This is a genomic window from Arthrobacter sp. H35-D1 (assembly GCF_030063185.1).
Lineage (GTDB): Bacteria > Actinomycetota > Actinomycetes > Actinomycetales > Micrococcaceae > Specibacter.
In genome coordinates, this window is record NZ_JASISP010000002.1 from 282,453 (window position 1) to 296,138 (window position 13,686).

15 protein-coding genes are annotated in these 13,686 nt (G+C 62.4%); 8 read left to right on the top strand and 7 right to left on the bottom strand.

Annotated features, from left to right (window positions below; translation table 11 throughout):
- The first annotated feature begins 200 nt into the window (after positions 1–200).
- Positions 201–437, top strand: coding sequence for a type II toxin-antitoxin system RelB family antitoxin (gene relB / locus QMG25_RS04700; RefSeq protein WP_283457734.1), 237 nt, complete (start codon positions 201–203; stop codon positions 435–437).
- Between the two features lie 107 nt (positions 438–544).
- On the opposite strand, the gene QMG25_RS04705 is transcribed toward relB, so the two are convergent.
- On the bottom strand, positions 545–2,059 hold the full coding sequence (locus QMG25_RS04705) for a SulP family inorganic anion transporter (protein WP_283457736.1): 1,515 nt from the start codon (positions 2,057–2,059) through the stop codon (positions 545–547).
- 184 nt (positions 2,060–2,243) lie between these two features.
- On the opposite strand from QMG25_RS04705, the gene QMG25_RS04710 reads away from it, so the two are divergent.
- Entirely contained in the window at positions 2,244–2,621 is a 378-nt protein-coding gene (locus QMG25_RS04710; protein WP_283457739.1) for a helix-turn-helix domain-containing protein, read from the top strand.
- Between the two features lie 93 nt (positions 2,622–2,714).
- On the top strand, positions 2,715–3,194 hold the full coding sequence (locus tag QMG25_RS04715) for a DUF6941 family protein (protein ID WP_283457741.1): 480 nt from the start codon (positions 2,715–2,717) through the stop codon (positions 3,192–3,194).
- A 42-nt stretch (positions 3,195–3,236) separates the two neighbouring features.
- Here QMG25_RS04715 and QMG25_RS04720 read toward each other — a convergent pair whose 3' ends face one another.
- Positions 3,237–3,887: an RES family NAD+ phosphorylase gene (locus tag QMG25_RS04720; RefSeq protein ID WP_283457743.1), complete on the bottom strand. Its 651-nt coding sequence runs from the start codon at positions 3,885–3,887 to the stop codon at positions 3,237–3,239.
- Positions 3,884–4,528, bottom strand: a complete 645-nt coding sequence (locus QMG25_RS04725; protein ID WP_283457745.1) for a hypothetical protein — start codon at positions 4,526–4,528, stop codon at positions 3,884–3,886. Before QMG25_RS04725 ends, QMG25_RS04720 begins: the two co-directional genes overlap by 4 nt.
- Positions 4,529–4,851: 323 nt before the next feature.
- On the opposite strand from QMG25_RS04725, the gene QMG25_RS04730 reads away from it, so the two are divergent.
- The 5 genes from QMG25_RS04730 to QMG25_RS04750 all read left to right on the top strand — a co-directional run bounded on the left by QMG25_RS04730 (position 4,852) and on the right by QMG25_RS04750 (position 8,230).
- Positions 4,852–5,508, top strand: a complete 657-nt coding sequence (locus tag QMG25_RS04730; RefSeq protein ID WP_283457747.1) for a hypothetical protein — start codon at positions 4,852–4,854, stop codon at positions 5,506–5,508.
- Complete coding sequence (locus QMG25_RS04735) at positions 5,505–6,029, top strand: RES domain-containing protein (protein ID WP_283457749.1); 525 nt, start codon at positions 5,505–5,507, stop codon at positions 6,027–6,029. The genes QMG25_RS04730 and QMG25_RS04735 overlap by 4 nt, the downstream gene beginning before the upstream one ends.
- A gap of 153 nt (positions 6,030–6,182) precedes the next feature.
- The gene (locus QMG25_RS04740; RefSeq protein ID WP_283457751.1) at positions 6,183–7,238 is read left to right on the top strand and encodes an alpha/beta fold hydrolase; all 1,056 of its coding nucleotides are present in this window, start codon (positions 6,183–6,185) and stop codon (positions 7,236–7,238) included.
- A 153-nt stretch (positions 7,239–7,391) separates the two neighbouring features.
- Positions 7,392–7,604, top strand: coding sequence for a hypervirulence associated TUDOR domain-containing protein (locus tag QMG25_RS04745; protein ID WP_283457753.1), 213 nt, complete (start codon positions 7,392–7,394; stop codon positions 7,602–7,604).
- Positions 7,605–7,675: 71 nt separating this feature from the next.
- Positions 7,676–8,230, top strand: coding sequence for a DUF488 domain-containing protein (locus QMG25_RS04750; protein ID WP_283457755.1), 555 nt, complete (start codon positions 7,676–7,678; stop codon positions 8,228–8,230).
- 69 nt (positions 8,231–8,299) lie between these two features.
- Here the strand turns inward: QMG25_RS04750 and QMG25_RS04755 are convergent, their stop codons facing one another.
- The 4 genes from QMG25_RS04755 to QMG25_RS04770 all read right to left on the bottom strand — a co-directional run bounded on the left by QMG25_RS04755 (position 8,300) and on the right by QMG25_RS04770 (position 13,626).
- Positions 8,300–9,901 (bottom strand): beta-N-acetylhexosaminidase, encoded by a 1,602-nt coding sequence (locus QMG25_RS04755; protein WP_283457757.1) that lies wholly within the window; start codon positions 9,899–9,901, stop codon positions 8,300–8,302.
- A gap of 121 nt (positions 9,902–10,022) precedes the next feature.
- Positions 10,023–10,853, bottom strand: a complete 831-nt coding sequence (locus tag QMG25_RS04760) for an ATP-binding cassette domain-containing protein (protein WP_283457759.1) — start codon at positions 10,851–10,853, stop codon at positions 10,023–10,025.
- Positions 10,850–12,688 carry a dipeptide/oligopeptide/nickel ABC transporter permease/ATP-binding protein gene (locus QMG25_RS04765; RefSeq protein WP_283457762.1) on the bottom strand — a complete coding sequence of 613 codons (1,839 nt, stop codon included), beginning with the start codon at positions 12,686–12,688 and terminating at the stop codon, positions 10,850–10,852. The genes QMG25_RS04760 and QMG25_RS04765 overlap by 4 nt, the downstream gene beginning before the upstream one ends.
- Positions 12,685–13,626 (bottom strand): ABC transporter permease, encoded by a 942-nt coding sequence (locus QMG25_RS04770; protein ID WP_283457765.1) that lies wholly within the window; start codon positions 13,624–13,626, stop codon positions 12,685–12,687. Before QMG25_RS04770 ends, QMG25_RS04765 begins: the two co-directional genes overlap by 4 nt.
- Between the last annotated feature and the right edge of the window lie 60 nt (positions 13,627–13,686).

Here is a 13,686-nt window from a genome sequence, read left to right on the forward strand (position 1 = left end):
CTGCTACCTCCTTGGTGGACATCATTCACAGGTCCGCCAAGCACCTGTGGGGGCTGTTGTGGTGATCGGACGCTGCTGTAGCGGCCTCCGATCACCACAACAGCCCCCGAAGGTATTTGGCGCCCACTGCGCAAATGGTTCCGCACCGATTTCAACGGACGGAGGGAGTTCTTATACTTGTAGAAACTGGAGAATGCGCTATGGCTAAAAATCAGACGAACTTGCGGATCGAAAAGAGTCTGGACCACCGTCTTGAAGTTCTCGCCAAGCGGACCGGGCGAAGCAAGGCCTTCCACGCAGCAGAGGCAATCGAGGGCTTCCTTGACGACCAAGAAGACTGTCTTCTTGCCCAGGACAACTTGGCGGATTTTCGCAACGAAGATGACTCTGCAATGCTGCTTCACGAGGACGTCAACTGGGATGCACTCGGTCAATGACCCACAAAATCAGGCACACTCGGAGGGCCTCGAAACAACTCAATCGTTACGGAAAAACTCGCCCGGTGGGGACAAGCTCGCCCGCCTGACGCACGCTCGGCAAACGGTCAGCCGAGCTTGCCGCCCAAGCGTTGGCGCATCAGCACGCTGGCATCGTTGAGACCGACAACTTCCACGTCCTTGCCATAGTGGCGGTATTTCTCCGTAACAGCGTCCAACGCAGCGATCGTGGAAGCGTCCCAGAGGTGTGAGCCGTGCATGTCAATGACGACTCTCTCGGGGTCCAGGGCGTAGTCGAACTGCGTGTACAGGTCATTGGATGAGGCAAAGAACAGTTCGCCGTTCACCGCGTAGGTGGCAATTTCATGCCCCTCAATGGTTTTCACGGTCCGCTCGACCGTCATGAAATGCGCCACGCGGCGGGCAAACAGGACCATGGCCACGAGCACGCCCACGCCGACGCCAATCGCCAAGTTGTTCGTGGCAACGGTAAAGACCACGGTGGCGAGCATGACAGTGGTTTCGCTCTTGGGCATCATCTTCAAGGTGCTGGGACGGATGCTGTGCCAGTCGAACGTGGCTATGGATACGAAGACCATCACCGCCACCAGGGCCGCCATGGGAATCAAGGAGACCACATCGCCCAGGACCACCACGAGAATAAGCAGGAAGACCCCTGCCAGGAAGGTGGAGATGCGGGTCCGTGCTCCGGAGGCCTTGACGTTGATCATGGTCTGGCCGATCATCGCGCAACCACCCATTCCGCCGAAGAAGCCGGTGACAATGTTTGCCACGCCCTGGCCCCACGCTTCGCGCGTCTTGGGCGAACGCGTGTCAGTGATGTCATCGACAAGCTTTGCTGTCATCAGTGACTCGATCAAGCCAACAAACGCCATGGCCAAGGAGAAGGGGAAAATGATCTTCAAGGTTTCCAGGCTGAACGGAACGTTCGGCAGGAGCAGCGAGGGCAGTGAATCGGGCAGCGCACCCTTGTCACCCACGGTGGGAACGGCCACAGCAGCAAAAACTGTGATGAGAGTCAGCACCACAATAGCGACCAGCGGGGACGGAACGGCCTTCGTCAATCGCGGCAGGCCGAAAATGATCAGCAAGCCGGCAGCCGCCAACGGGTACACCAGCCACGGCACCCCGATCAGCTCGGGCACCTGGGACATGAAGATCAGGATGGCCAGGGCGTTCACAAAGCCAACCATGACCGAACGCGGAATGAAGCGCATCAATTTTGCCACTCCGCCCAGGCCCAGCAGAATCTGGAAGATGCCGGCCAGAATGACAGCGGCGATCAGATAGTCAAGACCGTGGCTCTTCATCAGCGGGGCGATGACCAACGCAACCGCACCGGTGGCAGCTGAAATCATGGCCGGCCGCCCGCCAACAAAGGAAATGGTCACAGCCATGGTGAACGCGGCAAACAAGCCGATCCGCGGATCCACCCCGGCAATGACGGAGAAGGCGATGGCCTCCGGAATCAACGCCAGTGCGACCACGAGCCCCGCCAGGACTTCGGTCTTGAGCCGGCGCGGGGACTTCAAGGCGCCGACAACTGATTGCAACTGTTCGGGAGTTAAAACCGGGGTATCCCCGGCGGTCTTGACGGCCATTTCTGGCTCCGTTCATGGTCAGGACGACGCAGCACGTCGCCTTCGCTTTCAAAAAAATGAGAAGAATGAGGGGGCGCAACACCGCGCCGATCTGAGGATGGGCCACCCGAGGGGCCCCACGCTCCTTGGCAACTCTACCTTAACGTGATGGTAGAGTTTCACTCGGAACAGGAGGGCAGCGCCCATGACGGCAACAACAGGCATGACCATGCACATTGGTGAACTGGCGGAACGGACAGGGTTGTCCCTGCGCACCATTCGGCACTACGACGACGTCGGGCTGCTCCCGGCCACGGCCCGCACCGACGGCGGTTTCCGCCTGTATGCGGAGTCCGACTGCGACCGACTCCAAGTGATCAAGGCCATGAAACCGCTGGGATTCTCCCTCGAGGAAATGGCGGAGATCCTCTTACTCCTCTCCCCCGACGACGGCGATGCCGGGTCCTCCACGGAAGTCGCCGAACGCTTGGCCTCCTACCGCGACCGGGCCATCCACCAACGTGCCAAGATGGCGCGAAACCTTGCCCAAGCCGACGGATTCATCCAGCACCTGGGCGGCTGACACTGGTGGTTGGCTCTGGCCGCTGCCCTATGGTTAAGGCAAGGGCGGGCAAGTTTCCGCCGTGGGATTGAGCGAAGCAACGGAGTTTCTTACGTGCAGGACCTTTCAAGTGCCGACGGCAATATCCTGATCGCCGATTTCGTCAACATCGATGCGGCCGGGAAGGTCAACATCATCGGTGGCGGGGTGCAGTTCCTTGGCTTCGATCCAGACACCGGGATGACCGCGCCGTTCTCGCTGTACGCCAGCATCATCGTCACCCTTCCCACGCTCGATGAAGCGTCGGAGGCCGTGGATATCCTGCTCGTGGACGCCGACGGGCAGCCCGTGACGCTGCCCGGGCCGGAGGGGCCGAACCCGCTGCGCTTCAACCAGATTGTCGACTTCACACACGTGAAAAACCCTGCCGTCCAGCAGCCGCCCATCGGGTTTCCGGGCAGCTCAAACGTGGTGATGAACTTTCCCGGCGGGCTTCCGTTGCCGTCGGGATCCACCTATGAATGGGTGGTGCTGGTGGACGGAAGGCGGCTCGCATCCACCACCTTCTTTGTGCCGGGGCCTGCTGGGGTATGAGAGGGAAAGGTTGGCATCCCTGTGTCTCCGGAAGACCGGTTGCTAGATTTGGGGGCTTCCTGGATTGAGAATCTCAATGTTCAGGCCGTTGAGATAGTCGGCCAGCCAATCGAAGCCCCGCCCGGCAGCGAAAATCCGACCATGCAAAGGCAGCGGTTCCAGATCCCCTGATTGCACCCTGTCTCCGAAGAAAACATAAGCCCGGTCCGTGTTGCGGCGACTGCTCATCCACACCAGTCCGTCAAACCCCGCTTCATGGGCTGCCTCGGCCCAGCGCACAGTTCGGTCGTACTGGTCCGCCATAGTGTCGGTTACCTGCTTGGCTTCTGTTCCGAGGATGCGCAGTCCGTCGCCCATCAGGGAGGCAAGCCGCAGGTCGCGGGTGGGCGCCAAGGGAGCGCATACCCGGTCCGCCACATTTCGATACAGTACTTTTCCCGGACCCGGGGGAACTTCGTGCAGTATGGATTCACACACCGCAGCCTGCTCGGTATCTGCGGCATAAAGCACGGGCACAACCGGAGCGCCAAAGAATGCGAACCGGGTTCTTGATCCAATCCCCGGGTTGAAGTCTGTCACCCTCCGGGGACTTCCCTCTCCGTGGTTGGCATTGCCGAAGACTCGATACAGCACAGTGCCGCGCTGGAGCGCATGTTCCTGCGCCTGGAAAGGGGTGGGAGGAACGCGGTTCACCATTCGACGTTGAAGGACTGCCTGGCCGCTTCCACCACCGTTTCGGGGCTGTCCAGCTGATCAACCGGCCGGGCGCCATCAAGGTAGCCGGTCGGCGAGTACAGCCATAGCGCCAGATCTGCTTCCGAGTTGTCCGCCGTCGCGGCCACTTCAATGAGCTCCTTCATGACCGGCCTAATGGCGTGCTCGCGAGAGTCGATCTGAAACCCGGGATAACGCAGTCCACCGGGCCGTCTGATCGCCAAGAGCTTGCCCCTTGCGCGTTGCTCCGAGGCGTAGCTGCGGTTCGGCGATTTGGAGCCGGCCGATTGGGAAACTTCCAGACTGGAGAGCAGACCGAACTCTGCCTCCATGTCACGCCACACGTTCTCTGTGGACTGCATGCTCCGAGCGAGTTGCGGTGATACGGGCGTTTCGACTTCAGCCAGCGCACGGCCCAGTACTGCAACACTGCGCTCCATGTTGACCGCAGCAGCCACCTGCCCATCGACGGACCGATGCCGCAGGATGGCTCCCGACGATTGACCGACAAGGCTGGCCAAAAGACTGTCGCGGAGGGCGCTCATCTGCGAGCGCGCTGGTTCAGTTGTTGGCAGCCGTGCGTCAAGTACGAGTGCAGCGGCGAAAATTGTCTCATCCATCTGGGTTGAAGAGGCCTGCGTTTGAGTGAGCGTTTCGTGATCGCCATCGGGAGCACGCCCGGCTGGGCGGCGAACTTCCACGTCCCCAACAACTAACTTCTTCGAATTTGCCATTCAATAACTCCTTACGCTTCTTACGTCTATTATACGCGTCAGGACCGTGGGGGTAGAAGTGGCTCACATATACATCCAAAATACTCGCGAACGCAGCCGCCTCCGATTTCCCCAGCGCTCACTATGGTCCTCGTTGGGTCATTGACTGTTGGTTGCAAAGCGCGGATGATTAATGCTAGGAACTGGATTGGACTATTTACAATTCCTGAATGAGTTCCAAATATCGACCGAAGGATTCCCGCATGTCCCCGTCCCAGTCCATGCTGCAGAGCCCGTCTGAGGCACGCACGGCAATGTTGGGCATAAAGCTTGTTTCCCTCGCCAATTTGCTTCGCTTGGTGCCTGAAACCGACGACTTCCGCATCGGCAAGCAATCAGTCACGGCCGCCTTGGACGCCTTCGCGCAGGTTGGTGTCGGTCGGCACGCAGCCGCCCATGGTGCGCAATTCATGGCTGGCAACCTCACGCCCAGGCTGACCACCAAAATGCTTGAAGATGTCCTTGAAGCCATAGAACAGTCTCCGCTGCCTGATCATGAATGGGCTCCCATGGCGGAACTGCTCGGTGACGACCTGCTCGAGAGTTTGCTCGGAGCGTCTGCTTCCTCGGTGCGGCGTTATCGAACCGGCGAGCGTCCGACGCCGGACCGCATTGCCCAACGGCTGCACTTCGTGAGCTTGATAGTCGCAGATCTCGCCGGCAGCTACAACAGTTTTGGCATTCGCCGCTGGTTCGGCAGGAGCCGGCAGGCGTTGTCCGGCCAGTCCCCGTCCGGGATTCTTGCCGGCGACTGGGACTCGAGTGATCCCGGGGCGACGGACGTCCAAGCACTTGCCGCTGCCTTGCTGGCACCCATGTCATCATGATTGCCTTCCGCCACGGCGACAGCCGGTTTCCCTTTCTCTGGGAAGACGATGCGCAGCCCCCAGCCCGATGGCATCGAGCGGGTGAAGGTCCTGTGCAATACCTTTCCGACACGCCCACCGGTGCTTGGGCGGAATTTTTGCGGCATGAAGAAATCACCGACGAGTCCGACTTGGAAGGCATCAGCAGGGCCATGTGGGCCGTCAGGATTGATGACTCGAGTTTTTCCTCGCCCCAGCTGCCAGATGCCACTCTACGTGGGGGGATCGAGACCTACACCGCGTGCCAAGATGAGGCGGCAAAGCTCCGCAATGACGGGGCAGCCGCAGCTCGCACCAGATCGGCAGCGCTCTATGAGGGTGCTGCAAGAGGCTGGCGGGTGGAGCACGGCCTCCAGCCAGGACATGATGCCGACGGTCAGGTCTACATCCTGTTTGGCCCGCGGCCCGAAGCCGTGGGGTGGTGCGTTGTCAGCCAGGGCCGACCGCCGGCAGGACTGCTTGCCTTGGTGCGCCCGCTGTAGGCGTGCCCAGCCCTCCCCACCCGGCCGTCCGGCGTCGTACCCGGGATTGAACACTTCGCCCTGCCTAACAACTCTCGAAATTTCCGGCAGAGGTTGGTAGCGTTCGGCTCAAGGGCAGCATTGCCTCGGCCCACACTGTGAAAGGTATTTCCCATGAACGGGTTCCCGATGGATTACGAACTGTACGAGCTCGGCGATTTCAAGCTCCAAGGGGGTGCAACGCTGCGCGGGGCACGGCTGGCGTACAAGACCTACGGCACGCTGAACGCCGAGAAGAGCAACACGATTGTGTACCCCACCTGGTATTCCGGACGCCACTGGGACAACGAATGGCTCATCGGGGAGGGCATGGCGCTGGACCCGGCCAAGTACTTCATCATTGTCCCGAACATGATTGGCAACGGCCTCTCGAGTTCCGCGAGCAACATGCCGGCGCCCTACAACGCGGGCCGCTTCCCCAACATCACGTTCTACGACCAAGTCGAGGCGCAACACCAACTGGTGGCCGAGCACTTTGGCATCGAAACCCTTGCCCTAGTCACCGGGTGGTCGATGGGTGCCGGCCAAACGTACCAATGGGCCGTCAGTTATCCGGACATGGTCCAGCGCGCCCTGCCGTTCTGCGGGTCCTCCAAAACCAGCGAACACAACTTCGTGTTCCTTGAAGGCGTCAAGGCGGCGCTGCAGGCCGACGCCGCCTTCCAGAACGGCTTCTACACTGAGCAACCAACCCGCGGGCTGCGCGCGGTGGCACGCGTCTACGCTGGTTGGGGGTTCTCACAGGCGTTCTACTGGGACCGCGTCTACGAGCACATGGGATTCTCGGCGCGCCTGGGCCTGGACCTCTCCTTCTCCTCGCTGGAGGACTTTCTGGTCTGGTACTGGGAGGGGCACTTCCTGGGCCAGCGCGACGCCAACGATCTGCTGACCCAGCTGTGGACGTGGCAGCACGGCGACGTCGGGGCAACCCCCGGCTTCGACGGGGACCACATCAAGGCGCTGCAATCCATCAAGGCCAAGCTGATCGCCCTGCCCGCCAGAAAGGACCTCTACTTCTGCCCGGAGGACGAGGACTACGCCTCCCAATACATTCCCAACGGCGAGGTCCGCGTCATCCCCGGAGTGTGGGGTCACTTTGCCGGCAGCGGCGACAGCCCCGTGGACGCCGCCTACATTGACAGCGTCGCGAAGGAGCTACTGGACAGCTAAGCGACCATGGTCGCCACCGTCGCGGCGCTCAATGGCGGGGTGGCTGGACAGCACCTCCAAACTGGGCAAATATGAACTGAACCAGTGGTGAACCAGACCATCGGCAGGTCGAGACAAGGCTGCGACCGGCCTCATACGGAAGGCGGACACGTGATGAGCGCGGACTATAAAGTCGGGGACAGGGTGAGCTGGGACTCGGAGGCTGGCAGGGTTTCGGGCAAAATCATCAAAATCCACACGAAGGATTTCCAGTACAAGGGCCATCAGCGGCGGGCCAGCACGGACGACCCCCAGTACGAAATTAAAAGCGAGAAGACCGACCACATCGCAGCGCACAAGGGCGGGGCTTTGCGCAAACTCAAATAGGGTGAATCGGGATTGAACGCTACGACGCCACCGTCGCGGCGCTCAAGTGCGGGGCAATTTAGGGGGTCTCAGTGACAAAAGCCAGTACAGGCGAACGGGCCGCGCAACAGGTATTCACCATCGGCCATTCCACCCGTGAATTTGATGAGGTGCTGGCGATGCTGCGCGCCAACGGGGTGACTGAGCTGGTCGATGTGCGTTCGTTTCCAGGGTCGCGGAAATACCCGCAATGGAACCAGGATGCGATCAAGGCTGCCTTGCCCGCGGACATCAAGTACCGGTGGCTCCGGGACATTGGTGGCCGGAGGTATACGCCAGTAGGTGTGGCGAGTCCGAATGGTGCGTGGCGGGTCAAGGCCTTCAGCGACTACGCGGATTACATGGCGACCGATGAATTCCGTGCGGGGCTCCAAGAGTTGCTGCAGCTCGCGACCGAATCGGTGCCGGCCATCATGTGCAGCGAAGCCGTGCCCTGGCGGTGCCACCGGCGGCTGATCACCGACGCGCTGCTTGTCGAGGGGGTGGAGGTGTTCCACATTATGTCGGAATCCTCGACCAAGCCCGCGGAACTAACCCCGTTCGCCTCGGTGCAGGACGGAAAAATCACCTACCCCGCACCAGCGTGAGAAGGGGTGCGAATGTGGCGATGGTGCCGTCCTGCTGCATTTCTGCCGCAGGCTACTGGGGCAAATCGGCTACTGCAGGAATTCGCGGCCTGGCCAGCGAGAGATCGTTTCGGCGCCGGCCATAAAGGCGTCATAGTCCATGCCGGGAACCACGCCACGCCACATCTTCTGTGCCAGCAGCCCGAACGCGGGCTCGATCATGCCGTGCATCACGGACTCGTCGTAATCCTTGAGCACCAGGTCGTTCCACAGAGCGCTGGCCGCGCCAAGCAGCTGCGGGTGGTGCGGGTAGAGGTTCTTCCCCTCCCCAAAAACATGCGGCTCCCAAGTCTCGAACAGCAACCGGCCGTCCAGCGCACCACCATGGTAGTAGTCGGCGAAAGGCACAATGTAGAGCAAGTCGTCATTGGTGTTGATGACGTTGTAGCCGTCGGCCACGGCCGCCTGGCCGCTGTACCAGTCATTGTTCCAAGCACAAATGAGCACATCCCGGTTGTACCCGGTCTCCGGGGCGCCGGCACCGTTGGCCATGGTGCTCAGGCTCCCCCAGGCCATGGGCTGCTTGCCGAGCGAGCGGATGTGGGCGCTGATCTCATTGAAGAACTTCCGGTACTCCGGCTCGTGGTCCTTGGCGTATTCATCCGCGCCAAAGTGCACCACCGGCCCCCTGAACCACGGCATAAATTCCGTGAACAGCTCCTTGACCAGCTCCGTGGCCTCCGGGCGCGACAAATCGAGCATGTCCGAATCCCCGCCGTTGAGCCCCAGCTCCGGCTTCCACTTGATGAGCGAGCGGGCGTGGGCCGGGACGTCGATCTCCGGCACCAGGTTCACGTGGTGCGCCGCCGCCAGATCCTCCAAGCCGTCCCACTCCGCGCGGGTGTAGCTTCCGTCCGTGGCTGCCAGCCCGGCCAGAAGCGGGTTCTCGGACTCCAGCCGGAACGCCTGCTGTGCCACGTCCCAGCTGCGCTTGGTGTCCTTGGCAATCTCATTGTCGTTCAGGTGCACCAAGAAGGTGTTCAGCTTGAACCAGCCCATATACCGAACCATGTCCTGCAGGTACCCGACCTGCGAAAAGCGCCGTCCCACATCCAGCATGAAGCCGCGCACGGGGTAGTTGGGCCAGTCCACAGCGTTGCCGCGCGGCAGTTCGGGAGAAGCAAGCAGCATCTGCAGCAGCGAGCGGGTGGCCCAAAAAACCCCTGTCGCCGTCCGGCTGTGAAGCACGACGCCGTTCCCCACCGACAGCACGTAGCCCTCGCCTGCCGCCGTGGCATTGTCGGTGCCACAATCCAACGCCGGGTCCAGGGCGAGCAGGATGTCCCCTGCGCTGATGTTCCCTGAACTAAATTCTCCGGCTGCGGTGCCCCCGCCCACCCCGGCACTCTCTGCAGAGGCGGCTGTGCCGGTCAGGCCCGCCAGCTCGGCGATCTCCGCGACCAGCTGTGTTGCCGTGGACTCCAGCAAGCCATCCGCCCAGAGCACACGGAAGCCGTCCTTCAGCTCCAGGGTACCGGAGCTGGCCGTCCACCGCTGGAGTGCCGGAACCACCACGGGGGCAGAATTATCCTCTGCGGACATGTCCTCTGCAGAATTGTCCGCTGCGGAAATGTGCGCTGCGGAAATGTGCGGGGCGGAAATGTGCGGGGCGGGTACTTCGGTGATGGGCATGGGGGTTCATCCGTTTCCGTGGGTGTCGTTTAAAGAGGGTAGCCGTCAGCCCGCGTGCTGTTGGCGGCATGCGGGGCTGACGGTGGAGTCTGCAAGTTGCGCAGATGGGCAGGAAACTTGGCTATGCCTGTGCGGCCAATGCGTGCCGTTCCTCGCGGCGCTGGCGTTGGCGGGCCGGATCGGCAATGGGGGACGCCATCAGCAACCGCCGAGTGTAGTCGTTCTTCGGGTTTTCCGTCACGTCCGCGGCGTCGCCGAATTCCTTCACTTCCCCGCGATACAGCACGCAGACCCGGTGGCTCAGGTGCCGCACCACGGCCAAGTCGTGGGAGATGAACAGATATGCCACGCCCGTCTGTTCCTGGAGCTCCAGGAACAGGTCAAGCACGCGGGCCTGCGTGCTCAAGTCCAGAGCCGAAACAGGCTCGTCGCAGACAATCAGCTTCGGTTCCATGGCCAGTGCCCGGGCAATCGCCACGCGCTGGCGCTGGCCGCCGGAAAACTCGCGGGGCAGCCGGGTGGCGGCGTCGCCGGGCAGATGCACGCGGTCCAGCAGCCTTCCCACCTTGGCCTGTGCGGCCAACTTGTCCATGCCCTGGACAATGAGCGGCTCGGAGAGGATGTCGGCGATGGTCATGGCAGGGTTCAGCGACGTGTAGGGGTCCTGAAACACCACCTGGATGTCCTTGCTGACCTTCCGCCGGCCCTCGCCCGAGAGGTGGGAGATGTCCTGGCCATTGAAGGTGACGGTCCCTTCCGTCACAGGTGCCAGACCCAGGACAGCGCGGCCAATGGTGGTCTTGCCGGAACCCGACTCCCCCACCAGTCCCACGGTTTCCCCGGCCTTGACGTCCAGGTTGACGTTCTTGAGCACCCGCACGGGAGGCTTCCGCCATCCCTTGACGGGGAATTCGGTGACCAGGTTGCTGACCTGGAGCAGCGGAGCACTCACAGTGCAGCCTCCTGAAGTGATTCGTTCGCGGGCGGCAGCAGCCGGGTGCGGGGCGTTTTGTCTTCCAGCCCGGCATCGAGCAGCATCCGCGTGTAGGGGTGTTGCGGGTTGGCGAACAGCACCTCAACCGCGTTCTGTTCCACGATCCGGCCCAATTTCATGACAGCAACGCGGTCGCAGAGATCGGCCACCACACCAAAGTTGTGCGTCACCATGACCACGGCCATGTCCTTTTCCTTTTGCAGTTCGCGCAGCAGGTCAAGCACTTCGGCCTGGACTGTCACGTCCAGCGCAGTGGTGGGCTCGTCGGCGATCAGCACGTCCGGATCGCACGCCACAGCACCGGCGATAAGCACGCGCTGTGCCATGCCGCCGGAGATCTCGTGCGGGTAGGAGTCAAAGGTGCGCTGCGGATCGGCAATGCCCACCCGGTCCAACATGGCCAGGGCCTTGGCCTTGGCATCCTTGCCGGAGAGTCCCATCTGCCGGCGCAGCGGCTCCACCAGCTGGAAGCCGATCTTGAAGGAGGGGTCCAGGTTGGACATGGGCTCCTGCGGAATGTAGGCCACCTTTTTGCCCAGCACGTTGCGCATGGCGCGCTTGGACAGTCCGGGCAGGGACTCCCCAGCCACCTCGATGGTCCCGTCCACCACTTGGCCGCCGGAAGGCAGCAGGCCCAGGATGGCCCAGGCGGTCTGGGTCTTGCCGGAGCCGGATTCGCCCACCAGGCCCAGGATTTCCCCGCGCCTTACTCCAAGGGAAACTCCCTTGACCACTTCTTTCACGCCGTCTGCCGCAGGGTAGCCCACACGGAGCCCACGCACGGCCAGCACGCTGTCGGCGGGGATCTCGTCAAAGCCTTCCACGGGGGCTTCGCCACCTGCGGTGGGCAGGGGTTCGGCAGCTGCGGGGGCTCCGGCGTCGTTCTTCTTGGAAGAGGAACGACGGCGGCGACGCACCTTCGGCCTGTCTTCCAAGGCGTCCCGGAGGCTGTTGCCGAAGATGATCAGGGCGGCGCTGACAAGGCCCAGGGCGATGCCCGGCCACAGCATCAGCCCGGGGGCGATGTACAGGTTCACGAGCGCTTCGTTGAGCATGGTGCCCCAGCTGGGGACCGTGACGTCGCCCAGGCCCAGGAAGTCCAGGCCGGACTGGACACCGATCACCACGACGCCGGCCAGTGCCGCGTAAATGATGATGGGTGCGCGGATGGCGACCAGCACGTGGCGGCCCAGGATGCGTGTCAGGGACAGCCCGGAAACTCGGGCGGCGTCGACGTACAGCTCGTTGCGCACGCCGCTGACTATGGCCCGGACCAGCCGGTGGAAACCGGGGGCCATCAGCACGCCGAAAACGACCATGCTCAGCCACACGTTGCTGCCCCACGCGGCGCGGACGGCCAGCAGGATCATGATGTTGGGCAGCGCGATCAACAGGTTGCTGATCCAGTCCAAACTCGAGTCCATTGCACCGCCAAAGTAGCCGGCAAACAGGCCGGTGGTCACGCCGATGGCCGTGGCCACCGCCAGGGCCAGTGCGGCACCGCCCAGGGTGATGCGCCCGCCATAGACAATCCTGGCGAAAACGTCGCGCCCGGCACTGTCGGTGCCCAACCAATGCTCGGAGCTGGGACCCAGGAGGGCCTGCCCGATGTCCGCGGCGGAGGGGTCGAAACGGGTCAGTAGCGGCGCCAAGGCCACGGCAAGGACAATAAGTGCCAGCACGCCCAGCGAGATGGCGGCCATGGGCGAGGAGGTGATGCGCAAGAACAAGCTCTGCCGACGGGCCGACTCGCTCTTTGGCGTCACGGCAGCGGGATCAAGGACGGAGGTCATGAAAGCCGCACTTTCGGGTTGAGCCACCCATTGACCAGGTCAATGAGCAGGTTGACGATGACGACGATGATGACGGAGACCACCACGGCGCCCACGACGATGGGAATGTCCCCGACCCCCGTGGCTTCCACGGCGATGCTTCCCAGACCCGGCAGGGCGAAGACCCGCTCGATCATGACGGCACCGGACATCAGGGCGATGAAGTTCAAGGACATGACGGTCAGGGTGGGCGGGGCGGCGTTGCGCAGCACGTGCCGGAACAGCACGCTCGCCTCGGACAGGCCGCGGCTGCGCAAGGTGCGCACGTAATCCATCTCGAGCACCGCGATAGTTGCACTGCGGACCTGTTGGGACAGGCCGGCTACGGCGCCTATCGCCAGCGAAAAGACCGGCAGCAGCAGGCTTTGCGCCCAACCGCCCACCGACACCCCAAACGGCGTGTATCCCGTGGCGGGCACCAGCCCCCAATCGATGGAAACCTTGACTACCAGGACCAGCGCCAGCCAGAAGCCGGGAAACACCAGCCCCAGCACGGAAACTACCTGCAGGATCTTGTCCGGCCAGCCCCTGTACAAGGCGGCCACCACACCCACCACCACGGAGATGAGCGTGGAGATGATGACAGTTCCCACGGCAAGGGAAAGAGTCACCGGAATTCGGGTGGCCAGCAGGTAGCTGACCGACTCGGCATTGAACCAGGACTGGCCCAGGTCGCCTTGGACGGCGCCCACCAGCCAATGCAGGAATTGCACAAGCACGGGGTCGTCGAGACCCAGCTCTGCCTGTTTCGCCGCCAGCTGTTCGAGGGAGGCCTGGTCGCCGAGGATGTTGCGCGCCACGTGTTCGCTGTTGGCGAGCATCAGGGCAAACACGATGAAGGAGGCGACAGCCACCAGTGCAATGCCCGATCCGATTCGCCGGAAAATGTAGGAAATCAAGGGTCAATCCTTGCGTGTGAGGGTGGTGGCGGCCGGGATTCCGGCCGCCACCGTTTGTGC

Excerpts from the sequence above, each read along its gene's own strand:
- relB (WP_283457734.1), top strand. The coding sequence starts at position 201 with ATGGCTAAAAATCAGACGAACTTGCGGATCGAAAAGAGTCTGGACCAC.
- QMG25_RS04705 (WP_283457736.1), bottom strand. The coding sequence starts at position 2,059 with ATGGCCGTCAAGACCGCCGGGGATACCCCGGTTTTAACTCCCGAACAG.
- QMG25_RS04710 (WP_283457739.1), top strand. The coding sequence starts at position 2,244 with ATGACGGCAACAACAGGCATGACCATGCACATTGGTGAACTGGCGGAA.
- QMG25_RS04725 (WP_283457745.1), bottom strand. The coding sequence starts at position 4,528 with ATGGATGAGACAATTTTCGCCGCTGCACTCGTACTTGACGCACGGCTG.
- QMG25_RS04730 (WP_283457747.1), top strand. The coding sequence starts at position 4,852 with ATGAGTTCCAAATATCGACCGAAGGATTCCCGCATGTCCCCGTCCCAG.
- QMG25_RS04735 (WP_283457749.1), top strand. The coding sequence starts at position 5,505 with ATGATTGCCTTCCGCCACGGCGACAGCCGGTTTCCCTTTCTCTGGGAA.
- QMG25_RS04740 (WP_283457751.1), top strand. The coding sequence starts at position 6,183 with ATGAACGGGTTCCCGATGGATTACGAACTGTACGAGCTCGGCGATTTC.
- QMG25_RS04745 (WP_283457753.1), top strand. The coding sequence starts at position 7,392 with ATGAGCGCGGACTATAAAGTCGGGGACAGGGTGAGCTGGGACTCGGAG.
- QMG25_RS04755 (WP_283457757.1), bottom strand. The coding sequence starts at position 9,901 with ATGCCCATCACCGAAGTACCCGCCCCGCACATTTCCGCCCCGCACATT.
- QMG25_RS04765 (WP_283457762.1), bottom strand. The coding sequence starts at position 12,688 with ATGACCTCCGTCCTTGATCCCGCTGCCGTGACGCCAAAGAGCGAGTCG.